Origin of the sequence: Pseudorhodobacter ferrugineus DSM 5888 (assembly GCF_000420745.1) — a bacterium.
Lineage (GTDB): Bacteria > Pseudomonadota > Alphaproteobacteria > Rhodobacterales > Rhodobacteraceae > Pseudorhodobacter > Pseudorhodobacter ferrugineus.
The window spans coordinates 57953-79910 of sequence record NZ_ATVN01000003.1 but is presented as its reverse complement, the minus strand read 5'-3'; the positions used below and the strand labels follow the sequence as shown (position 1 = coordinate 79910).

At 57.1% G+C, this 21958-nt stretch carries 24 protein-coding genes; 16 read left to right on the top strand and 8 right to left on the bottom strand.

Features of this window, described 5'->3' with window-relative positions:
- Positions 1 to 45 precede the first annotated feature (45 nt).
- The 8 genes from G560_RS0103650 (at position 46) to G560_RS0103615 (ending at position 6697) form a co-directional block, all read left to right on the top strand.
- Positions 46 to 483 carry a tellurite resistance TerB family protein gene (locus G560_RS0103650; protein ID WP_022702953.1) on the top strand — a complete coding sequence of 146 codons (438 nt, stop codon included), beginning with the start codon at positions 46 to 48 and terminating at the stop codon, positions 481 to 483.
- 128 nt (positions 484 to 611) lie between these two features.
- Positions 612 to 1418, top strand: coding sequence for an ABC transporter ATP-binding protein (locus G560_RS0103645; protein WP_022702952.1), 807 nt, complete (start codon positions 612 to 614; stop codon positions 1416 to 1418).
- Between the two features lie 39 nt (positions 1419 to 1457).
- Complete coding sequence (locus G560_RS0103640; RefSeq protein WP_022702951.1) at positions 1458 to 2180, top strand: transporter substrate-binding domain-containing protein; 723 nt, start codon at positions 1458 to 1460, stop codon at positions 2178 to 2180.
- 77 nt (positions 2181 to 2257) lie between these two features.
- A complete protein-coding gene (locus G560_RS0103635; RefSeq protein ID WP_022702950.1) occupies positions 2258 to 3139 on the top strand; it encodes an ABC transporter permease in 882 nt (293 codons plus the stop codon).
- On the top strand, positions 3136 to 3963 hold the full coding sequence (locus G560_RS0103630; RefSeq protein WP_022702949.1) for an ABC transporter permease: 828 nt from the start codon (positions 3136 to 3138) through the stop codon (positions 3961 to 3963). Before G560_RS0103635 ends, G560_RS0103630 begins: the two co-directional genes overlap by 4 nt.
- Before the next feature lie 3 nt (positions 3964 to 3966).
- Positions 3967 to 5304 (top strand): glutamine synthetase family protein, encoded by a 1338-nt coding sequence (locus tag G560_RS0103625; RefSeq protein ID WP_022702948.1) that lies wholly within the window; start codon positions 3967 to 3969, stop codon positions 5302 to 5304.
- A 127-nt stretch (positions 5305 to 5431) separates the two neighbouring features.
- Positions 5432 to 5983, top strand: a complete 552-nt coding sequence (locus tag G560_RS0103620) for a hypothetical protein (protein WP_022702947.1) — start codon at positions 5432 to 5434, stop codon at positions 5981 to 5983.
- A 117-nt stretch (positions 5984 to 6100) separates the two neighbouring features.
- Positions 6101 to 6697, top strand: a complete 597-nt coding sequence (locus G560_RS0103615; protein ID WP_022702946.1) for a glutathione S-transferase N-terminal domain-containing protein — start codon at positions 6101 to 6103, stop codon at positions 6695 to 6697.
- 160 nt (positions 6698 to 6857) lie between these two features.
- Here the strand turns inward: G560_RS0103615 and G560_RS18435 are convergent, their stop codons facing one another.
- Both G560_RS18435 and G560_RS0103605 read right to left on the bottom strand, forming a co-directional pair.
- Positions 6858 to 7079 (bottom strand): hypothetical protein, encoded by a 222-nt coding sequence (locus G560_RS18435; protein WP_022702945.1) that lies wholly within the window; start codon positions 7077 to 7079, stop codon positions 6858 to 6860.
- The gene (locus tag G560_RS0103605; RefSeq protein ID WP_022702944.1) at positions 7076 to 7393 is read right to left on the bottom strand and encodes a DUF3775 domain-containing protein; all 318 of its coding nucleotides are present in this window, start codon (positions 7391 to 7393) and stop codon (positions 7076 to 7078) included. Before G560_RS0103605 ends, G560_RS18435 begins: the two co-directional genes overlap by 4 nt.
- Before the next feature lie 135 nt (positions 7394 to 7528).
- Here G560_RS0103605 and G560_RS0103600 point away from each other — a divergent pair, with 135 nt between their 5' ends.
- Genes G560_RS0103600 through G560_RS0103590 form a run of 3 tightly spaced genes read left to right on the top strand, consistent with a single transcriptional unit; the run spans position 7529 to position 10869 of the window.
- On the top strand, positions 7529 to 8209 hold the full coding sequence (locus tag G560_RS0103600; RefSeq protein ID WP_022702943.1) for a type 1 glutamine amidotransferase: 681 nt from the start codon (positions 7529 to 7531) through the stop codon (positions 8207 to 8209).
- Between the two features lie 24 nt (positions 8210 to 8233).
- Positions 8234 to 9589 (top strand): glutamine synthetase family protein, encoded by a 1356-nt coding sequence (locus tag G560_RS0103595; protein ID WP_022702942.1) that lies wholly within the window; start codon positions 8234 to 8236, stop codon positions 9587 to 9589.
- A complete protein-coding gene (locus G560_RS0103590; protein WP_022702941.1) occupies positions 9586 to 10869 on the top strand; it encodes an NAD(P)/FAD-dependent oxidoreductase in 1284 nt (427 codons plus the stop codon). The genes G560_RS0103595 and G560_RS0103590 overlap by 4 nt, the downstream gene beginning before the upstream one ends.
- Positions 10870 to 10940: 71 nt before the next feature.
- Here G560_RS0103590 and phaR read toward each other — a convergent pair whose 3' ends face one another.
- From phaR to phaC, 3 genes are all read right to left on the bottom strand, one after another.
- Entirely contained in the window at positions 10941 to 11519 is a 579-nt protein-coding gene (gene phaR / locus G560_RS0103585; protein WP_022702940.1) for a polyhydroxyalkanoate synthesis repressor PhaR, read from the bottom strand.
- A gap of 217 nt (positions 11520 to 11736) precedes the next feature.
- Positions 11737 to 12186 (bottom strand): hypothetical protein, encoded by a 450-nt coding sequence (locus G560_RS0103575; RefSeq protein ID WP_022702938.1) that lies wholly within the window; start codon positions 12184 to 12186, stop codon positions 11737 to 11739.
- A 142-nt stretch (positions 12187 to 12328) separates the two neighbouring features.
- Positions 12329 to 14143, bottom strand: a complete 1815-nt coding sequence (gene phaC, locus G560_RS0103570) for a class I poly(R)-hydroxyalkanoic acid synthase (RefSeq protein ID WP_022702937.1) — start codon at positions 14141 to 14143, stop codon at positions 12329 to 12331.
- 98 nt (positions 14144 to 14241) lie between these two features.
- On the opposite strand from phaC, the gene phaZ reads away from it, so the two are divergent.
- A complete protein-coding gene (gene phaZ, locus G560_RS0103565) occupies positions 14242 to 15522 on the top strand; it encodes a polyhydroxyalkanoate depolymerase (protein ID WP_022702936.1) in 1281 nt (426 codons plus the stop codon).
- A 174-nt stretch (positions 15523 to 15696) separates the two neighbouring features.
- On the opposite strand, the gene G560_RS0103560 is transcribed toward phaZ, so the two are convergent.
- From G560_RS0103560 to G560_RS0103550, 3 genes are read right to left on the bottom strand one after another with little or no spacing between them, the layout of a single operon-like run.
- Complete coding sequence (locus G560_RS0103560; protein ID WP_022702935.1) at positions 15697 to 16407, bottom strand: alpha/beta fold hydrolase; 711 nt, start codon at positions 16405 to 16407, stop codon at positions 15697 to 15699.
- 6 nt (positions 16408 to 16413) lie between these two features.
- Complete coding sequence (locus tag G560_RS0103555) at positions 16414 to 17394, bottom strand: alpha/beta hydrolase (RefSeq protein ID WP_022702934.1); 981 nt, start codon at positions 17392 to 17394, stop codon at positions 16414 to 16416.
- A complete protein-coding gene (locus G560_RS0103550) occupies positions 17387 to 18157 on the bottom strand; it encodes an alpha/beta hydrolase (RefSeq protein ID WP_022702933.1) in 771 nt (256 codons plus the stop codon). The genes G560_RS0103555 and G560_RS0103550 overlap by 8 nt, the downstream gene beginning before the upstream one ends.
- 117 nt (positions 18158 to 18274) lie before the next feature.
- Here G560_RS0103550 and G560_RS0103545 point away from each other — a divergent pair, with 117 nt between their 5' ends.
- The 4 genes from G560_RS0103545 (at position 18275) to thrS (ending at position 21953) form a co-directional block, all read left to right on the top strand.
- A complete protein-coding gene (locus G560_RS0103545; RefSeq protein WP_022702932.1) occupies positions 18275 to 19018 on the top strand; it encodes an ArsR/SmtB family transcription factor in 744 nt (247 codons plus the stop codon).
- Between the two features lie 9 nt (positions 19019 to 19027).
- Positions 19028 to 19474 carry an SRPBCC domain-containing protein gene (locus G560_RS0103540; RefSeq protein ID WP_022702931.1) on the top strand — a complete coding sequence of 149 codons (447 nt, stop codon included), beginning with the start codon at positions 19028 to 19030 and terminating at the stop codon, positions 19472 to 19474.
- Positions 19475 to 19685: 211 nt separating this feature from the next.
- The gene (locus G560_RS21450) at positions 19686 to 19880 is read left to right on the top strand and encodes an MAPEG family protein (protein ID WP_231575902.1); all 195 of its coding nucleotides are present in this window, start codon (positions 19686 to 19688) and stop codon (positions 19878 to 19880) included.
- Positions 19881 to 19994: 114 nt separating this feature from the next.
- The gene (gene thrS, locus G560_RS0103530) at positions 19995 to 21953 is read left to right on the top strand and encodes a threonine--tRNA ligase (protein ID WP_022702930.1); all 1959 of its coding nucleotides are present in this window, start codon (positions 19995 to 19997) and stop codon (positions 21951 to 21953) included.
- The last annotated feature ends 5 nt before the right edge of the window (positions 21954 to 21958 follow it).

Here is a 21958-nt window from a genome sequence, read left to right as displayed (position 1 = left end):
CATCTCGTGATTGGCAGGCGGGGCTAAAGTGCTTATACCATTCTGATGTTTGACGCCTTGATCCGCCGCCTGACGGCCCCGAAAACCGATCGTTTGCCAGAACCCGATGCCGATTTGGCGTTGGCGGCTTTGCTTGTGCGATTGGCCCGCGCCGATGGCGACTATTCACCGGTTGAGATTGCACGAATCGACAAGGTCTTGGGCGCGCGCCACGGCCTTGCCCCAGCTGCCGCCGCCGAAATGCGTCTGCAGGCAGAGGTATTGGAGCAAGAAGCCCCTGATACGGTCCGCTTTACCCGCGCGATAAAGGAAGGCACGGCGCTTGAGGAACGGTCAGGTCTGGTTCAGGCGATGTGGTCGGTCGCACTTGCCGATGACAGCCGCGATGCAGCCGAAGACCAATTGATGCGGCTTGTCGCCAACCTGTTGGGATTGACGGATCAGCAATCTGCACTTGCCCGCCAAAAGGCCTCGCGCATGTGAGTGCTGCCTTTCCGATGTAAGAATTGGTCGATTTGGCCGCGTTGACGCAACGCTTTGGCACAATCCCCGTTGCAAACCCATTCATAATACGCCCTACTTTGCGGCGAAAACCTAATCAGCGAGCCTTTGTGACCTTAACCGCCCCCCTTTCCACACCTGAAAACGCTGACACGGACACTCCGGTCATCGAAATCCGGGATCTGCACAAAAGCTATGGCCAACTTGAGGTGCTTAAGGGCATCGATATGGTTGCCCCCAAGGGGCATGTGATTTCGCTGATCGGGTCGTCGGGCTCGGGCAAATCGACGCTGCTGCGGTGCTGCAATTTGCTGGAAGACAGCCAGCAAGGCGTGATCAAATTCGAAGGCGAGGCCGTTCAATGGCGCGGCGAAGGGCTGAACCGACACCCCGCCAACCGTGCGCAGGTGACGCGCATCCGCACGAACCTGTCGATGGTGTTTCAGCAGTTCAATCTTTGGTCCCATATGACCATCCTGCAAAACGTCATGGAGGCCCCCGTCACCGTTCTGAAACGCGACCCGAAAGAGGTTGAAGCCAAGGCGCGGCACTATCTGGACAAGGTGGGAATTGGCGACAAGGCCGATGCCTGGCCTGCGATGCTGTCGGGCGGCCAACAACAACGCGCCGCCATTGCCCGCGCGCTGTGCATGGAACCCCGCGCCTTGCTGTTTGACGAACCCACCTCGGCGCTGGACCCCGAGTTGGAGCAAGAGGTGGTCAAGGTGATCAAAGCTTTGGCCGAAGAGGGTCGCACCATGCTGCTGGTCACGCATGATATGCGGCTTGCCGCCGATGTGTCTGACCACGTCGTTTTCCTGCACCAAGGCGTTACAGAAGAAGAAGGCCCCCCCAGTGCCGTGTTTGGAAACCCGCAGACAGAGCGTTTGCGTGGCTTCCTTTCCGCTGGCGGCTAGGGCACAAAGAACCATCACGTTTACACTAGGGAGCTATCAATGAAAAAACTTATCCTGACAACTGCACTGCTGGCCCTGACGGCTGGCGCGGCATCCGCACAAACCATCCGCTTGGGGACTGAAGGCGCCTACCCCCCCTACAACTTTATCAATGATGCCGGCGAAGTTGACGGTTTCGAACGTGAAGTCGGCGACAAGCTGTGCGAACTGGCGGCCCTGACCTGCGAATGGGTCACAACCGATTGGGATGGCATCATCCCAAACCTTCAGTCCGGCAACTATGACGTTATCATTGCGGGCATGAATATTACGGCAGAACGCGCCGAGGTGCTTGCCTTTACCCAAAACTACATTCCCCCCGCAACCTCTGCCTACATGGCGCTGAGCGCGGACACCGATGTAATGGGCGGTGTGGTTTCGGCACAAACCGGCACAGTGCAGTCGGCGCATGTGGCCGCAAGCGGAGCAACCCTAGTTGAATTTGCGACCCCGGATGAAACCGTAGCCGCTGTACGCAACGGCGAAGCAGACGCCGTGTTTGCCGACAAGGACTATCTGGTGCCAATTCTGGAGCAGTCCGGCGGACAATTCGCCTGGGCGGGTGAAGAAGTGCAAATCGGTGATGGCGTGGGCATGGGTCTGCGTAAATCCGACACCGAATTGCGCGACAAATTTGATGCGGCAATCGCAACGATGAAGGCCGACGGATCGCTGAACACCTTGATCGTAAAGTGGTTTGGCGACAAGGTTGCCACCTACTGATTTGACACAATCTTGGGCAGCGCCCGCCGCTTTGCACCGTTTTGCAAAAAGGTAGGTGCTGCCCTTATCGGATTTTCATGTTTTCAAGCTGTGTCGACCCTTCGTCCTTGCAAGGCCTGAACTGGCTGTCGTGCTACCTCACCACGGGTAAGCATATTGATTTCTATTGGTCGTTTCTGACGGTCCTCACCCTTTTGGTCGTTACCGCCCCCACAGCTTTGGCCTTTGGCTTTGGCGGAGCAATGCTGGCGCGGTCGCCGCATTTGCCGCTGCGTATCCTTGGCAAAGGCTATACCGCGATGGTGCGCGGCATTCCCGATATTGTGTTTTTCCTGTTCTTTGTCATCGCCTTGGACCAAAGCATCGAATGGCTGGTGCATCAGGTACGCTGCCCCGATTGGACAGATCCCATCCGCAACGGGTTGGAATTTCGGGTTTGCCCTCAGGCCAAGGTGCCACAGAATTCGTCGCCACAGGTTTGGCATTCGATCTACGGCTTTGTGCTGGCTGTCATCACCTTTGCGCTGGTTTTTGGCGCCTTTGCGGCGAATGTTTTATATGGCGCCATGCAGGCCGTGCCCCGCGCGCAGCTTGAAACAGCCGAAGCCTATGGCATGAACCACGGACAGGTGTTTCGCCGCGTGTTGGTGCCGCAGATGTGGGTCTATGCCCTGCCCGGTCTGTCAAATTTATGGATGATTTTAATCAAAGCTACGCCTTTGCTGTTCTTGCTGGGTGTGCAGGATATCGTCTATTGGGCCCGTGAATTGGGCGGTGCCAAAACCGCCGTCTATGCCTTTCCCCACCCCGATTGGCGGCTTTATTACTTTCTTGCGCTGCTCGTGTTTTACCTTGCGATGACCAAATTTTCCGAAGTGGTGCTGACACGCGTGCAAAACCGTCTTAGCCATGGGCAAGCCACAGCAGCAGGCGAAGCCCAACGAAAGGCCGCGACATGAGCTGCCTGCAAACGATTGCCGATTACGGCCTGCGCTCTATCGGGATTGGTGAACGGCTGTTGCCTAAAACCGATTTTTCGCTGTGCCAGCAGTTCACGCTGATCGGGTCGGGCCTGATCTGGAACGTCTATTTCGGCGTGTTTGCCTTGCTTTGTGGGTTTGTGTTCGCCAATGCACTGGCACTGGCCAAGGCATCGCGCCATGCCGTGGCGCGCAAGCCTGCCGAATGGTTCATTTTTGTCTTTCGCGGCTCGCCTTTGTTCATCCAGTTCTTTCTGGCATACGAGGCACTGGTTTTGCTGCCACGCGAAGGGATCGACCTTTTTGGCATAGTATTCGAGGTCAGCTGGCTATCGCGGGCTTGGGCAGGCGCGCTGATCGTGCTGTTTTTGAACACCGCCGCCTATTCCGCCGAGATTTTCTATGGTGCCCTGCGATCCATCCCCAAGGGTGATCTCGAGGCTGCAGATGCTTACGGCATTTCGGGATGGTCACGGTTTATGCGCATTCAATGGCCCACCATGATGCGGCTGGCTTGGCCCGCCTATACGAACGAGGCGATCTTCTTGTTTCATGCCACCACGCTGGTGTTCTTCTCGGGCTTTCCGGCCTTTGGGCAACGCGGTGATGCGCTGTATTATGCCAGCTACTTTGTGGACAAAACGTTTAACCCTTTTACGCCTTACCCCATCGTTGCCTTCTATTTCATATTGCTGACGCTCGCATTGATCTGGATTTTTGGGGCCATAAACCGGCGGCTGAACCGGCATTTGCCGTCAAACGAGCGGAGCAAGATCAAACTGCGCCCGCAAATCATCAGGTGAGACATGAAAGACTGGCTGAGGAAACATCCCGAGGTTCGCACGATCCGTGTGGCTGCGGCAGATTCGAACGGACAGGCGCGGGGCAAACGCATCCCATCGCGCTTTGCTGACAAGGCGGTCAAGGACGGTATTCGATTTCCCTTTTCAGTGCTGAACCTCGACATTTGGGGCGAGGATATTGATGACAGCCCGTTGGTGTTTGAACAAGGCGATGCAGACGGGGTTTTGAAGCCTACCGAACGCGGGTTCATGCCGATGCCGTGGCTCGAGGCGCCGACGGCCTTGCTGCCGATCTGGATGTTTCGCGAAAATGGACAGCCTTATGACGGCTGCCCGCGTCAGGCGCTTGCCGCCGTTGTGGCGCGCTATAAGGCGAGGGGGCTGACCCCGGTTTGTGCGATGGAGCTAGAGTTCTTCCTGATTGACGATAGCGGCAAAAAGATGCAAGTCCCCGCTTCGCCCCGTTCAGGCAAGCGCCGCAAGGCTGCCGAGACCCTGTCAATCCGTGCGCTGGACGCGTTTGATACGTTCTTTACCGATCTTTATGACGCCTGTGAGGCGATGGATATTCCCGCCGACACCTCAACTTCGGAAACCGGCCTCGGGCAGTTCGAAGTTAACCTGATGCATTGTGATGATGCCTTGCGGGCGGCGGATGATGCATGGCTGTTCAAGATGCTGGTCAAAGGGCTGGCGCGGCGGCATGGGTTTGCGGCATCCTTTATGGCCAAGCCTTACCCAGAATATTCGGGGTCTGGCCTGCACACCCATTTCTCAATTTTGGACGAGAAAGGCGACAATATTTTCGACTCGGGCGGGCCAAAAGGAACCGCTGCGCTGCGCCATGCTGTGGCGGGCTGTTTGGAAGCGATGAACGATTCAACCCTGCTTTTCGCCCCCCATGGCAATAGTTATGAACGATTGGTCCCCGATGCCCATGCCCCGGTCGCGATTTGTTGGGGTTATGAAAACCGGACTGCGGCAATCCGGATTCCGGCGGGGTCACCCGGGGCGCGGCGAATTGAACATCGGGTCGCTGGGGGGGATGTGAACCCCTATTTGATGCTGGCCGTGATTTTGGGCGCGGCCCTGAACGGGATCGAAGACGGGGTGGAGCCGCCCCCTGCCGTGACAGGCAATGCCTATGCCCAGGATGGGTTGGGACAGATTCCGACCGATTGGGGAACCGCGATTGAGGCTTTTGAAAAATCAGACATCATGCCCCGTATTTTCAGCCGCGATTTGATCCGGAATTATGCCCTGACAAAACGCCAGGAGATGCATTATCTGGCAGAGTTGAGCCCCGAAGAGCAGCTGGAATTGTATCTGGATACGGTTTGAAACCTTGGTGTTCGCGTGTTTGTTCGCGCGCGGACATATTTACAAGCCGTTGATATCATTTAATTTATGTGTTTTTGTTAACCCGATTTTAACCTGCGGATGCGGACACAAGGGCCAAAGGCTGGGTATGGACAATCGCATTCTTCTCATATGGGCCGTGATAGTCGCCGCAGCGTTGAGTGGCGCGGCCTTTGCCAAGGACGGCTGCCTGTCCAACCTAGAGGTTTTGAACCTGATTGAAGGCGAAGCCTGTAGTGCGGAGGGGCGCTTTATGCGGGATGTGGAACGGCTTGGCCGCCTGCCCCGCGCCATGTCGCCCTATCCAGACCAACAAGCCTTTGTCTTGGCGCAAGTGGGATTTTGGGGTATTGCCGAAGCCCAAGACGCTGTTGCAAACTTTGGGCCAGGCTTTGGCGCGTTGCGCGACCATGCCATCGACGCCTTGCGCAAAAGTAATCTTTTGGCGATCGCGCGCCCGGATCAGGGCAAAGAGGCAGGCGCGATGGGAGACAAGCAGAGCTTTTTCTTTTTCACCTTGGTCGGGTTGGAAAAGCAGTTTGCCAGTGCTGGCCCTGCACCTGAAAACGCGCAAAAGGCCAAAAATTGGGTTGGCGAGATGCAGCGCTATGTCGCAACCGAGGTGCGGCCTGCGGGTTTGCTGGCGGCCGCGTGTTTGTGAAAATATGTGACCTGCCGGGTGTGACCTTGGCGGCAGCAAGCCGGTCACAACGCGTGACGCGCTGCTTTCGGGACAATGAAACCGGCATTCGCTGATTGTGACTAAGGGAGGCCTTGCATGACCCCGATCCTTTATTCCTTTCGCCGCTGCCCCTATGCGATGCGGGCACGGTTAGCGATTGCCGTGACGGGGGTTGCGGTGGAGTGGCGCGAGATTTTGCTGCGCGACAAGCCTGCGGCGTTTTTGGCCGCGTCACCCAGCGGGACGGTGCCCTGTTTGGTGACCGATCAAGGCGTGATTGACGAAAGTTTGGACATCATGCTGTGGGCGCTGCGCCAGAACGACCCTGAGGGCTGGTTGGACATGCCGGACGAGGGGTGGGACTGGATTGCGCGGGCCGACGGGCCGTTCAAGCGCAGTTTGGACCGCGTGAAATATGCCGTCCGCCATGAGGCCACCGAGGTGGCGGCGGCGCGCGCCGAAGCCGTGCGGTTTTTTGACGATTTGGAGGCGCAGCTGGGCGATTGGATGTTCGCGCGGGCCAGCCTTGCCGATTATGCGCTGCTGCCGTTTGTACGGCAGTTTGCCCATATTGATACGGCGTGGTTTGCCGCACAGCCTTGGCCGCGCGTGCAGGCCTGGTTGGCACGATTTGAGACATCAGACCGGTTTGGCGCGATCATGGAAAAGCGGGCGGTTTGGGTGGGTGCGTGACCACGGCGCGCGGAGTGGTGGGTTGACACCCACCCTACGCAAAGGGTGTAGGGTGGGTGTTAACCCACCATCCTTTTTGAATATTTGGGCAAAGATGAAATCAGGCGTTTCGCGTTAGGCGACCGAAGATCTAGACGCCTTGGATGTCATTTCTGTTTCTTCAAATGGCAAACTTTGGTTTTCGATCCGTCCTTGTTTTTGCGCCATACGCAGCCGGCATTTTGGGTTGATCTTCATGGATGATATATTCGCCGCGCTTTTGTTTGGTGAAGGTTTGGTTTGATGCGTCATGCCCGCCGATGCGGACGTTTTTGCCCAAGCACACCTCGGCCATCGCGGGCTGCGACAGGGTCAGCAAAAAGGCTACGGCTGTGCGGATCACAGCAAGTCCTCTTCTTCGCCGTCGACATCTATGCCCATTGCATCGAGCCCCGCCTCGAGGTTTTCGGCCAGATGCGGCATGCCCATCAGATAGTCGGATGTTGGCGTGGTTTTCTCAGAACGCGCGGTCATCACCGCCTCGGCGTAATCTTCCGCGTCAAAGCTGCCGCGCCCGACCCATGCGATGGCGGTCAGATGGGCCTGTTCATCTTCGTTCAGGTTTTCGATGAAGGCGGTCAGTTCGGCGGCGGCGATATGGCCTTCGCGGGCTTGAAAGATGACTTGGACGACTTTGCTGGCGCTGATGTCTATCATGGCGGTTCCTTTTGGTTGTGACCTGCATGGTGGCGCAGCTGTTACGCGGGAGCAAGGGCTGACCGCACCGTTTTCCCCCCTTGCCGCCCCCCCGTGCGTAAGGGTAGGGTTTGCGTATCAACAAAAAGGGACGTCATGCTTATCGGCATTTTGCAAACTGGTGTCTCGCCTGAACAGCTTTCAGGTGAGATGGGGGACTATCCAGACATGTTTGAGCGCCTGTTGGAGGGGCATGGGTTCACCTTTCAGACGTTTCGGGTGCTGGATGGGGTTTTTCCCCCCGATGTGCAGGCCTGTGACGGGTGGCTGATTACGGGATCAAAGTTTGGTGCCTATGAGGACCATGCGTGGATACCGCCGTTGGAGGATTTTATCCGCGCGTCCTTTGCGGCCCATGTGCCGATGGTAGGGATTTGTTTCGGCCACCAGATCATAGCGCAGGCGATGGGAGGCCGGGTTGAGAAGTTCACCAAAGGCTGGGCCGTGGGGCCGACCGAGTATGATTTTGGTGGCAAGACCGTGCGGTTGAATGCCTGGCATCAAGATCAGGTGATTGAAAAGCCGGCTGCGGCGCAAGTGGCAGGTCGCAATGCGTTTTGTGCCAATGCGGCGCTGGTCTATGATGACCGTGTGTTTACCGTGCAGGCGCATCCCGAGTTTCGGCCTGCGTTTGTGGACGGGTTGATGAAGACGCGGGGCAAGGGGTTGGTTCCCGATGCGCTGTTGAAGGCGGCAACGGCCAAGTTGGATACGCCGTTGGACAGTGACAGCATGGCGGGGCAGATTGCCGCGTTTTTCAAGCAGCCAAGGGGCTGATGTACTTTTGACCGGAGCGTTCCGATGACGAAATGGACCGATAATTTGCCTGATGCTGCGCGCGATTATATCGCGGGGCGGCGCCTTGATGAGGTGGAGTGCATTATCGCCGATATTGCAGGGGTTGCGCGGGGCAAGGCGATGCCCGCGTCCAAGTTTGCGACGCAGGCGAATTACTTCCTGCCGAACTCGATTTTCCTGCAAACGATTACCGGCGAATGGGCCGATAACCCGTCAGGGTTGTTTACCGAGCCGGATATGGTGTTGGTGCCGGATTATACCACCACGACAGCCGCGCCTTGGACAGCGGATGTGACGGTGCAGGTGATCCATGATGCGTTTGACCAGCAGGGTGATCCCATCCCGACTGCGCCGCGCAATGTGTTGAAGCGCGTGATGGAGTTGTATGCGGCGCAAGGTTGGGCCCCCGTGGTCGCGCCCGAGATGGAGTTTTTCCTGACGGCGCGGAATTTGGACCCGAACATGCCGGTGTTGCCGCCGATGGGGCGGTCAGGGCGAAGGGCTGCGGGCAAGCAGGCCTATTCGATGAGTGCGGTGGATGAGTACGGCAAGGTGATCGACGATATCTATGACTTTGCCGAGGCGCAGGGCATGGAGATTGACGGGATTTTGCAAGAAGGCGGCGCGGGTCAGGTGGAGATCAATCTGGCGCATGGTGATCCGGTGCGGTTGGCCGATGAGATCTTTTTCTTTAAGCGGCTGATCCGTGAGGCGGCGCTGCGGCACGATTGTTTCGCCACCTTCATGGCCAAGCCGATTGAAGGAGAGCCGGGGTCGGCGATGCATATTCACCATTCGGTGGTGGATATTAAGACAGGCAAGAACATCTTTTCGGCCGCCAATGGTGACGAGACGGATGCGTTCATGCATTTCATCGCGGGAATGCAGAACCATTTACCGGGGGCGGTGGCGTTGCTTGCGCCTTATGTGAACAGCTATCGCCGCTACGTGCCGGATTTTGCAGCACCGATCAACCTGGAATGGGGACGTGACAACCGGACCACGGGGCTGCGGGTGCCAATTTCGGGGCCCGAGGCGCGGCGGGTGGAAAATCGTTTGGCGGGGATGGATTGCAACCCTTACCTTGGGTTGGCGGCCAGCCTTGCCTGTGGCTATCTGGGGTTGATGGAGGGCAAGATGCCGCGCGCGGAATGCACGGGCGACGCCTATAATATTGAAACCGACCTGCCCTATACGCTGGGCGATGCGCTGGACTTGTTAGAGGAAGACACAGCGCTGTGCGAGGTGCTGACGTCCGAGTTCTGTAAGGTTTACGATTCGGTCAAGCGCAACGAATATAAAGAGTTTCAACAGGTTATCAGCCCGTGGGAACGAGAACATCTGTTGTTGAACGTATGAACCTTTTGCATGTGAACGATAAGGCGGGGGAATACCCCGCCTCTTATTATGCGGCCACGGCGACCAAGATTGCCGCTTTTCCGCCCTTAAAGGGACAGGTCAGTGCGGATGTCTGCATTGTCGGCGCGGGGTATACTGGGCTTTCGGCGGCGCTGCATTTGGCGCGAGCAGGGCTGGATGTCGTGGTGGTCGAGGCGCAGCGGGTGGGCTTTGGCGCGTCGGGGCGCAACGGCGGACAGGTCGGGTCTGGCCAGCGGCTGGAGCAAGACGCGCTGGAGAAAATGGCGGGGCGTGAGACGGCGCGCAAGCTGTGGGACATGGGCGAGGAAGCCAAGTCGCTGGTGCGTGATTTGGCCAAGGAGATGGGGCTGCCGTTTCATGCGGGCGTGGCCCATGCGTGTTATTCGGACGCAGAGGTGCGCCATGCCGAGACGTACCGCGAGAAATTGGCGCGCGAGTATGATTACACCCAGATTGAGGCATTGCCCAAGGGGTTGATCGGGTCTGCGGCGTTCAAGGGCGGCGATTTGGACAAGGGTGCAGGGCATTTGCACCCACTGAACTTTGCGATTGGCCTTGCCCAAGCGGCGGTGGCAGCAGGCGCGCGGATTTATGAACGGTCCGAGGTGCATCACATCCAGCACAATCTGCGCAGCGAGGTTTTGACCGCGCATGGCCGCGTCAGTTGCAACCATGTGATTTTGGCGGGCAACGGGTACTTGAGCGGGCTGGAACGCAAGGTCGCTGCACGGGTGATGCCGATCAACAATTTCATCGTGGCGACGGAACCCTTGGGCGACCGCGCGGCGGGGATTTTGGCGGAAAATATCGCGGTGGCCGATAGCAAGTTTGTGGTCAATTACTGGCGCCTGTCAGATGACAAACGGTTGCTGTTTGGCGGCGGCGAAAGCTATGGCTACAAATTCCCCGATGTGGTGAAAACCGTTCGAAAACCGATGCTTGAGGTGTATCCGCAATTGCGGGACGTCAAGATTGATTATGCTTGGGGCGGCACGCTGGCGATTACAATGAACCGGATGCCGTGTTTTCTTCGGGCGCATCCAAGGGTGTTTTCGGCCTCGGGCTATTCCGGGCACGGGGTGGCGATGGCGACCCTGGCGGGCAAGCTGATGGCACAGGCGGTGCAGGGGCAAGCGGGCGGGTTTGATGTGATGGCCGCCCTGCCCCAGCCGCGTTTCCCCGGCGGCACCGCGCTACGCTGGCCGCTGCTGGTGGCAGCGATGACATGGTACGGGATGCGCGACCGGCTGGGTGTCTGATCTGAGATTGACGCGGCCAGCCGTGAATTTTCGTCGAAAACTCTGATTTTTCAACGAAAAATCGTCACCGATCAGAGCTTGGACAGCTTCTTTTGCAGCTCGGCCAATTGGGCCTTGATCTCGTTCAGCTCATTCTGCTCTGCGGCGGTTTCTTTGGCTTGGGCTGGCGCTTCATTTTGCTTGTCGGCACCCGCAGGCCCTGGCCAACCGGGAACACCGCCCATGATGGATTTCAAGAACATTTCCTGCTGCTTGCGCATGGCATCAAAGCCCGGAACTGCGGCCATCGGGTTGGGCACCTTGGTAAGATTTTCCACGATTTTAGACTGGCTGTCGCGCAGCATATCAAAGGACGCGGATAAAAACTGCGGCACCACGGATGTGACACCCGTGGCATAACTGCGCACCAGATCATTCAGCACATTGGTAGGTAAAACACTTTGGCCCTTGCTTTCGTTTTCGGCGACGATTTGCAAAAGATATTGGCGCGTCAGATCGTCGCCGGATTTCAGATCAATGATCTGGACCTCGCGCCCGTTGCGGATAAAGCCAGAGATATCTTCGAGCGTCACATAATCCGAGGTTTCGGTATTATAAAGGCGCCGGCTTGCATAGCGCTTGATCAGCAGCGGCTTGTCAGTTTCGGCCATGGTACACCCGTTGGTTTGTTGCGCAGATATACTGCTGTGCAGAAAACCTTAGGGCAGTGCAGAAAAAAAGAAAAGGGCGGGCTTCGTAAGAAGCCCGCCCTTGGCGCAGAACCTGAGCAGGGAGCGATCGGTTCGCAGCCGCATATCGCCAAAAACGAATTCGGCGCATGTCTTGGTTTGCACACAATCTTATTCAGATTGCGCGCAAACCGCTTTATTACTTTGCAGCAGCAGCTACTTTTTTCGCAGCAGCCTGAACGTCAGCAGTTGCTTTTTTCACAGCAGCCGAAGTTTCTTCGGTTGCGTCTTTGCCAGCAGCCAGCATCAGCTCAACAGTTTCCATCTGAACTTTTTTCGCAACTTCAGCGAAAGCAGCCATGTTTTCAGCAGCCATTTCGGACGCAGCCGAAGCAAAATCGGTTGCAGCTTTGGTGTACTCGGCAGCGTCTGCCTTGGCAGTTGCAACGCCGGAAACCTTGGCGATAGTGTCTTTTGCCCACTTCGAGGAAATCTCGGTCGACTTTTCAGCCGCTTCCAAAGTTACTTTGGCCATTTTTTCGGCCATAGCAGCTTGGGTTTTGAATGCGTTTTGGAATGCAGCGTTGTCCACTGGGAAAGCAGCCATCATGTCCTGAACCATTTTCGTCATATCTGGGGTCTTGGTCATTTTAAGTCTCCATCTCGGCGGAAGCTGTTCCGCGGTTATTTGATGAAGTAGTTATACATGCTGCAGTGCGGCATTGCAAGATTTTTCTGCAATGCAGCATGACCTAGGGTCAGTGCTGCATTGCAATATCAGTGGGTCAGACCTAAGCCTCTGCGCTGGCAGACTTTTCCTGTGGCGTGGCGCCGACATAGGTGCCGGGGGCCGGTGCCAAAACCGGGTTTTCTGATCCACCCGGCGCACGGGCGGGGACCATTTCCCCGGATTGTTTGGCCAACCAAGCACCCCAACGCGGCCACCAGCTTTCCTTGTGGAAGGTCGCCCCTTCCAAAAACGACTCAGGCGTCGTCATGGGGGTGTCATTGGTGTAATGGCCGTATTTTTGCTTGCTGGGCGGGCTGATGATGCCTGCGATATGGCCGGATTGCGCCATGATAAAGGTTTTGTCGGTGCTGCCGAATTGCTTGATGCCGTTAAAGCTGCTTTTCCATGCCGCAATATGGTCGGTTTCGCAGGCGATGGCGCAGATCGGGGTTTTGATGTCGGCCAGATGCACGGGTTCGCCAAACACTGGAAACACGCCACGGGCAAGACCGTCGGTTTGGCACAAGCCGCGCAGGTATTCGATGCTCATTTTCGCGGGCAGGTTGGTGCCGTCACCGTTCCAGAACAGCAAATCGAACGCGGGCGGCGCCTCGCCCATCATGTAGCTTTTGATGGCGGGTTGGTAGATCAGGTCGTTGGAGCGCAGGAAGGAGAATGTGCGCGACATGAAGGTTTTATCTAGAATACCATCGGTGGCAACTTGGCGTTCGATGCCGTCGATAAAATCATCCGACAGGAACACGCCCACCTCGCCTTGATCGGAAAAATCGGTGAGGGTGGTGAAGAAAGTGGCGGATTTAACGGTGTCATCGCCCGCTTTGGCAAGATGGCCAAGGGTAAGCGAGAGGGTCGTGCCCGCGATGCAATAGCCGACAGCGTTGACCTGTTTGGTGCCGCAGATGCGCCGCGCCTCGGCCATCGCGCGCAGGTAGCCGTCGCGGATATAATCGTCCATGCCGACATCGGCATAGGTGTAATCGGGGTTGACCCAAGAGATGATAAAAAGCGTGAACCCTTGGTCCACCACCCATTTGATCAGGCTGTTTTGGGGCTTTAGATCCATAATGTAGAACTTGTTGATCCACGGTGGAAAGATCAGCAGCGGAATCTCATGCACGGTTTCGGTGGTGGGGCTGTATTGGATGATTTCCATCATCTTGTTGCGGTACACAACCGAACCGGGGGTGGTTGCGATGTTTTCGCCGACCTTGAAGGCTTGTTTATCGGCGAGCGTGATCAGTAGATCGCCCTGATTAGCCTCGATATCGCGGACCAGGTTTTCAAGGCCTGCCACAAGGCTTTCGCCATCGGTGGCGACCGCGCGTTCCAAGGCATCGGGGTTGGTGCCAAGGAAATTGGTGGGGGCCAACATATCGACGATTTGACGGGTGAAATATTCGACCCGCTTTTTATCGGCGGGGTCCATGTGTTCCAAACCATCCACAGTGTTCGAAATCATTTCCGAATTCAGCATATATTGTTGCTTGAGATAGTTAAAAAACGGATGCTCTTCCCACAACGGATTGGAAAAGCGACGATCTTTTGGGGTTGGATCTGCGGGGGCCTTAATTTCGCCCTTAAGCAGGACATGCTGGGCATCAACGTAATGCTTCAGCGTCTTGCCCCAATAGCTGACCTGATTCTCGATAAGTTTGGAGGGATTTTGCATCATCTCGGCGACATAGGCCGTCGCGGCCTTCATATAGACGTCTTGGCCTGGGCCCGACAGCGCCGGATCGGCGTCTTTGCGGTGCGCAAGGGCGGCGGTCAGGCGTTTGGACAGGTTTTCAACCTTTTCCAGATTGGCCGTCAAACGTGCGACGCGGGCCTCGTCTTCATTCTGAGTTGTTGCCATATTAATATTCCCCCCCTATATTCGCTGCAACGCAGCATATTGGCCGTGTTCCGTAATCACGACCGACGCGCCGTAACCCTGAAGGCCTTGGAGCTGACATGAAGTATATGATGACCTACGACCTGATGGAAAGTATGCGTAACACGAATGAGTGGATGGGTGCTACGGCCAAGGCGATGGCGTCGTATCCTGCATTCGCCTTGTCGATGAACCCCATGGTCAAAATGACCGCCGCCTGGGGCGAAGTGACCGAACGGTCGTTTGCGCGGATGGTGGACAAACCTGACTGGGGCATCCGGTCGATTCCCGGGCCTGACGGGCAGGACCATTTGATCGATGTAAAGAATGTGGTCGAGCGCCCGTTTGGCAACCTGATCCAGTTTTTTGTGCGCCGCCGCGCGCCGATGAAACGCCGTGTTTTGTTGGTGGCCCCGATGTCGGGACACTACGCGACATTGGTGCGGTCAACCGTGACAAGCCTGCTGCCGGACTGCGATGTGTTTGTGACCGACTGGCACAATGCGCGCGATATTCCGGTATCGGCAGGCAAGTTCGATATCGAAGATTATACGCTGTATCTGGTTGATTTCATGCGCGAACTTGGGCCTGACACCCATGTGATTGCCGTGTGCCAGCCCGTACCTTTGACTTTGGCCGCGACCGCCTATCTGGCGGCCGAGGACCCCGACGCGCAGCCGCGCAGCCTGACCTTGATCGGCGGGCCGGTAGACCCTGACGCCGCCGCCACCGATGTGACCGATTTTGGCCGCCGCGTGACGATGGGCCAGCTAGAGCAAACAGCGATCCAGCGCGTTGGCTTTATGTACAAGGGTGCGGGGCGGATGGTGTATCCGGGCCTGTTGCAGTTGCAGAGCTTTATTTCGATGAATGCCGAGCGGCATGGCAAAGCCTTCAAAGAGCAGATCTTGCGCGTGGCACGGGGCGAGGCGTCGGACCACGATGCGCATAACCGGTTTTATGATGAATATCTGGCCGTAATGGATATGCCTGCCGAGTTTTATTTGTCCACGGTAGAGCGGATTTTCAAAAACGGCGAGATTGCGAAAAACGAATTCGTGGTGGCCGGCAAGAAGGTCGACATGGGCGCGATTACCCGAGTCGCCGTGAAAACGGTTGAAGGCGAGAAGGACGATATTTCCGCCCCAGGTCAGTGCGTGGCAGCACTTGCCCTGTGTACCGGCCTGCCCGACAGCAAAAAAGCCAGCCATCTGGAGCCAGGTGCAGGGCATTACGGGATTTTCGCAGGTAAAAGCTGGCGCTTGAACATTCGCCCGTTGGTCTTGGCGTTTATTGATGCAAATTCGGGTGAAATTGAGCCTGCAACAGTCAAGACAAAGGCCGCGAAAGCCGCGTCCTAAGGTTTAGGCCTTCTGTGTATTTGGCCCCTGGCAGCGATGTCGGGGGCTTTTTCTTGCGAAATTGGGCTGCTTTATAGCGTTTCGCGTTAAACCTGAATCACATAAAGCTGCCTGAAATCAAAGATTTCAACGCGTTATGAGATACAAGATAATCCAAGTAAAACGCGAAACGCTTTAGCGCAGGATCAGCGGGCCGTTGAAAAAGCTTATCAACGCCTTGCTGACAGCCTCGGGGCATTCTAACGGCAAAAGGTGACCTGCGTTTTCAATGACTTGCACGCGGGCCGTTGGCATAAGCTCGGCCATAAAGCTTTGCCTGCGCACGGGCACCAACCCGTCTTTGGCACCGGCAAGGATAAGGGCTGGAATGGCAGCACGGCGCAGGGTTTTTTGCTGGTCACGGCGGCGTTGAAGGGCGCGGGACTGCGCGATGAACACCTCTTCGCCCATCGCAAAGGCCATGTCTTCGACCAAGGTCATGATCTCATCGCGGTTTGAGCTGGGCGCAAGCGCGTTGGCGGGCAGTTCGGCGGCCATCGCCTGTGCAAGACGATCGGTGCGCGCAAGGATCATGCGTTTTTCGCGGGCGGCGGCAGCCTCGGGGGTTTCGCCCAAGGGGTCGGCGGACAGGAAGGCCACCTTGGTCACGCGGGCCAAATCGCGGCGCATCACATCAAGTGCCACATGCGCGCCAAGACCAAGCCCCGCAATGGCAAAGCGCGCGGGCGCTGCGGCAAGCAGATTGGCCGACATATCCTCTATCGTCGCCCCGGGATGCGGCAAGACCACCATAACCGCCCGTTCGCGCGACAGATCCACGATTTGCGGGCCGAACAGCCGCGCATCGGACATCAGGCCGGGGACAAGGATAAGCGGGTCATTCATCTGTGTTTACAAGCCTTTGGCCCATTCAAGGATGCGGGTCACGGTGGGCGCGGTTTGATTTGGGCTCATGATATCGCCCGCGATGACGTGATGATATGGGTCATCGGCATCCGTCAGGGTTGGGTGATAGGTTTCGCTTGCCGCGCCCCATTGGGCCGCGATTTCGGCCGTCACAGCGGGTTGGACCACACGGTCATCCGGAGCATAGATGAACAGCGCGGGCACAATGGCCTTGGTGTAATCCAGCGTCAGGGCGTGTTGGACCAGCGCCTCCATCGGGATGGCGGAAACGGTGGGGTAGCGGGTGGTCCACAGGCGTTGATGGTCGGCGTTGCGGGTGTCAAAGCTGCATTCCTGCCCTGCCACAACCGGGCCCCAGTAGCGGACGAGCGGCAGGTTCAGGATGAACGAGGCGGTTTTGTCGATGCCAAGGTTGGGCGAGACAAAAACCATGCCCGCGACATCGCGGGCCATATCGGGGTCGGTGGCGGCGATGGCAGCCAATGTGCCACCGGTTGAGGTAGAGATGACCAAAACGCGGTCGCCCAAGCGGCGTCCAATGGCCAGAGCCTCGCGCAGGTCGGTGATCCAATCGCCTGCATCAGGTTCAGCCATCGGCGCTGTGCCGCGGCCGTGGCCTGCAAGGCGGGTGTAGAACAGGTTTGCGCCCAAGGCCGCGGCGACTTGGTCGGGCACGGGGCGAATTTCGAATTTCGTCGCGGAAAATCCGTGGACATAGATGACGGATAATGGGGTCTTTGCACCCTTTGCGTCTGCCCAGATGATCTCTTTTTCAGTGGTAGGGACGATATCGGTGAATTTCGACTCGGATTTCGCGAGATAGGCGTCAAGATCGTCGCCAAGGGTGCCTGCATCAAAGCCAGCGCTGCGGTTTACGGGCTCTTTCGGCGCAAAGACAAAGATCAGGCCGATGATGACGACAAGGCCGAGCAACACCCGCCCGATGAATTTTCCAAAACTACGCATGGGCACTTCTCGCAAGGATATCGGCCGTAGCGGCGGTGATAAGGGACAGGCATTCCGGCGTGGAAAAGCGGTGATCGGCGTCCTTCACCAGCGTCAGGCGCAGATCGGGGCTTTGGGCATGGTCCATCAAACGCAAGGCGACAGCGGGGGAAACATCCGTGTCGGCGGTGCCTTGGAGCAGACGGACGGGGAAGGGCAAATTTAGGGGCGTGCGCAGGACAAGGCGGGTGCGCCCTTCGTCGATCAGGCGCTTGGTGATGATATAGGGGTCATCAGAATAGTCGGAGGGCAAGGCGACCTGCCCCTGCGCCAGTTCGGCCTTTTGCGCCGGCGTAAAGCTGGCCCACATGCTGTCTTCGGTGAAATCGGGGGCGGCTGCGATGCCGACGAGGCCCGCGATGCGGTCAGGGATTGCGAGGGCGACAAGCAGGGCAATCCAGCCGCCCATCGACGAGCCGATCAGGATTTGCGGGCCAGTCGTCAGGGTCGTAATGGCGGCCAGCGCGTCTTGGAACCAATCGCCAATCGCGCCGTCAAGGAAATTGCCCGAAGATTGGCCGTGTCCGGAATAGTCAAAGCGCAGAAAGGCGTGGCCTTGGGTTTGCGCCCAGTCTTCAAGATAAAGCGCCTTTGTGCCGGACATATCCGATTTGAAACCACCCAAAAACACCACGCCCGGCCCCTGCCCTGGATTTTGCCTTGGGGTTTGGTGATAGGCGATGCGGCGGTCTTGGGCGGTGGTGAAGATTTGATGTTCCGGCACAGTGCCCCCGCGATTATTCTGCTTATCTGACGTTTCATGAAGCCTCTGAAAATGCAAGATGTTGCGCAGTAAGGTTACTATGTTTACACGTGACAATTTAATAACATATAATGATTCATGGACAGCACTTTCAAGGCCCTGAACGACCCGACCCGCCGCGCGCTGCTGGATGCCCTGCGTGTGCAGGACGGCCAAACTCTTGGGCAATTAGAGGAGGGGTCACACCTGTCGCGCTTTGGCGTGATGAAGCACTTGACCCTGCTGGAAGACGCAGGGCTGATCATCACACGAAAAGTGGGGCGTTTCAAATATCACTACCTGAACCCCCTGCCCTTGCAGGAGGTGATGGACCGTTGGGTTGCGCCGTTCTTGCAACCCCAAGCCAGCGCCCTGAGTGAACTGAAACAGAAACTGGAGAGTGGCGCTGTGATGCGTAAGCCCGATTTCATGATGCAGACCTTTATCAAATGCACCCACGATGCGCTTTGGTCCGCGCTGACCGAAGCGGACCAGATGGCGGCCTATCATTTTGCCTGCAATGTGGTGCAGGGCAATCCACGAGTGGGCCAAGCCACGGCGTTTATTTTGCCCAATGGGGCGGCGATGTTGCGCCAAATCACCACGGCGCTGGACCCGAAAACCCGCATAGCGATGACGTTCGAGCCACTGTTCATGGGCAAAGGCGCCCCCGCCAGCCATATGGTTTATCTGATCGAGCCGCAGGGCGATGCCTGCAAGCTGACCATTGAGCATTACGACATGGCCCCCGGCCAAGAAGGCTTTGCCGAAGGTTGGGCGCGTTTGGCGGCCTCGCTTAAATCTTATCTGGAAACCGGAACTGGCCTTAAGGCCGCAATGTAAGGGGTTGATATGACAGACAAACCAAAATTCATGATGCAGACGTATATTCGCTGCACGCAAGACGCGCTGTGGGAGGCGCTGACCAATGCCGATGTCTTTCAGCATTATGATTTCCTTGAGCAAACGGCGAAACGCGATGGCGACAATGTCACTTATTTCATGCCCGATGGAACCATGACCTTGAACGCCCGTGAGCTTGAAGTTGTGCCAAAAACCAAGCTGGTCACCAGCTTTGAGCCAACATGGGAACCCGATATGCCCGCGTCGCGCATCACTTACGAGATTGCGGTCGAGGGCGATTTTTGTTGCCTGACGGTTCTGCATGAAAACCTGAACAACGATCCGTCCGACGGAACCAGCGATGGCTGGGTCCGGTCGCTGGCGGGCTTAAAGACCTATCTGGAAACCGGACAGCCCGCACATTTCGGCGGTGCTTATCTAATGGAGCAAATGTAACGGCGGTTCCGACCGAACTTGGCATTCTGACTTGCCTGATAAAATTGGCCGCAAGCCTTTGGATTCCTTATGTTTCGGGGGCAAACAATGACTCCGGCGCGCAGGATAACTTTGCGCGACCCTGCGATATGTCGGCCCTGCGCCATTGGGTGCATCGGGCGTGGCGGGCGCATCATAACCTGCTGGAACAGGCCATGTCTTTTGCGGTGCTGTGCTGATTTTGGATAGGGTGGATGGCTTTACCGCCCTGACCTATTGGACGGGGATTACATGTTTCTGGCTGCGGGTGGCGCATGCTCTGGGGATGATTAGCGGCTTGGCGCGGATGCCTGTGCGCCCCATCCTCTTTGCGGCCGGTTGGCTTTGCTGCCTGATCATGGCCTATTCCGTGTTTGCAGCGATCTGAACGGGTTGGGCTGTAGGCCTTGCGCTTGACAGCCCAATTCACACGCGCCATATCGGGCGGATCATAACCCGCAACCGGGCGCATCGTGGGCGCCAAACCGAGGAGGTGGCCCAGATGGCCCAGATTTCCCTTACCTTTCCCGATGGCAATATCCGCAATTTTGATGCGGGCGTGACCCCTGCCGAAGTGGCGGCCAGCATTGCCGTAAGCCTTGCCAAAAAGTCGATCAGCGCGACGGTAAACGGCGCGCATTTTGATATGCAATGGCCGATTACCTCGGATGCCACGATTGCCCTGAACACATTGGCCGATGATGCGCCCGCACTGGAATTGATCCGCCACGACATGGCGCATGTGATGGCACGCGCCGTGCAAGAGATTTGGCCGGATGTGAAAGTCACGATTGGCCCTGTCATCAAAGACGGCTGGTATTATGATTTTGACAGAATCGAACCTTTCACACCCGAAGACCTTGGGCTGATCGAAGCAAAGATGAAACAAATTATCAACTTGCGTGATCCTGTTCGCACCGAGGTGTGGGATCGAGCACGCGCAATTGCACATTACGAACAAAAGGGTGAACCCTATAAGGTCGAGCTGATTGAAAGCATTCCGGGCAATGAAGACCTGCGGATGTATTGGCATGGCGACTGGCAAGATCTGTGCCGCGGCCCGCATTTGCAGAACACGGGGCAGCTGCCTGCCGATGCGTTCAAGCTGATGAGCGTGGCCGGGGCCTATTGGCGCGGCGACAGCAACCGCGCGATGTTGCAACGGATTTACGGTGTTGCCTTCAAAAACCGCGACGATTTGAAGGCGCATTTGACCCTGCTGGAAGAGGCGGCAAAACGCGACCACCGCAAGCTGGGCCGCGAGATGAACCTGTTTCACATGCAAGAGGAAGCGCCGGGGCAGATTTTCTGGCACCCGAACGGCTGGACGATTTACACCGAGCTGCAAGATTATATGCGGCGGCGCCAGCGCGCCGATGGCTATGTCGAGGTGAACACGCCGCAGGTGGTAAGCCGCAAGCTGTGGGAAGCCTCGGGGCATTGGGAAAACTATCAAGACCATATGTTTATTGTCGAGGTGGATGAAGAGCACGCCCGCGAAAAGACTATTAACGCGCTGAAGCCGATGAACTGCCCTTGCCATGTGCAGATTTTCAACGTGGGCCTGAAATCCTACCGCGATTTGCCGCTGCGGATGGCGGAATTCGGGTCGTGCAACCGCTATGAACCCAGTGGTGCGCTGCATGGAATCATGCGGGTGCGCGGCTTCACCCAAGATGACGCGCATATTTTCTGTACCGAGGATCAGATTGAGGTTGAGGGTGTCAAGTTCATCCGCTTTTTGTCGGCGATCTATGCCGATCTGGGCTTTGATACATGGCGGATCAAGCTGTCGACCCGCCCTGAAAAGCGGATCGGGACGGAAGCGAGCTGGGATTATGCCGAAAGCGCACTGGCCAATGCGGTCACCGCGGCGGGGCATGAGTATGAGATCTTTGAGGGCGAAGGCGCGTTTTACGGGCCAAAGCTGGAATTTGTGCTGACCGATGCAATTGGGCGGGACTGGCAATGTGGCACGTTTCAGGTAGACCCGAACCTGCCCGAACGGTTGGACGCCAGCTACATCGGGCAAGACGGGGCGAAACACCGCCCAATCATGCTACACCGCGCCTGTTTGGGGTCGTTTGAACGCTTTATCGGGATTTTAATAGAATCCCACGCGGGCAAGTTGCCGTTCTGGATTGCCCCACGCCAGGTTGTCGTGGCGGCGATTGTGTCGGATGCCGATGACTATGCGATGGAGGTGTGCGCCGCGCTGAATGCAGCGGGTGTGCGGGCCGAGGTTGATTTGCGCAACGAAAAGATCAACTACAAGATTCGCGAACATTCGGTGGGCAAAGTGCCGGTCATTTTGGCCGTGGGCATGCGTGAAGTTGAAGAAAAGACAGTGTCAGTACGGCGTTTGGGTGAAACAAAAACCGAGATGGCGAGTTTTGATGACATTGTCGAAGTTTTGGCGGATGAGGCAACGCCGCCAGACCTTAGACGCACAACATCCTGATAAAC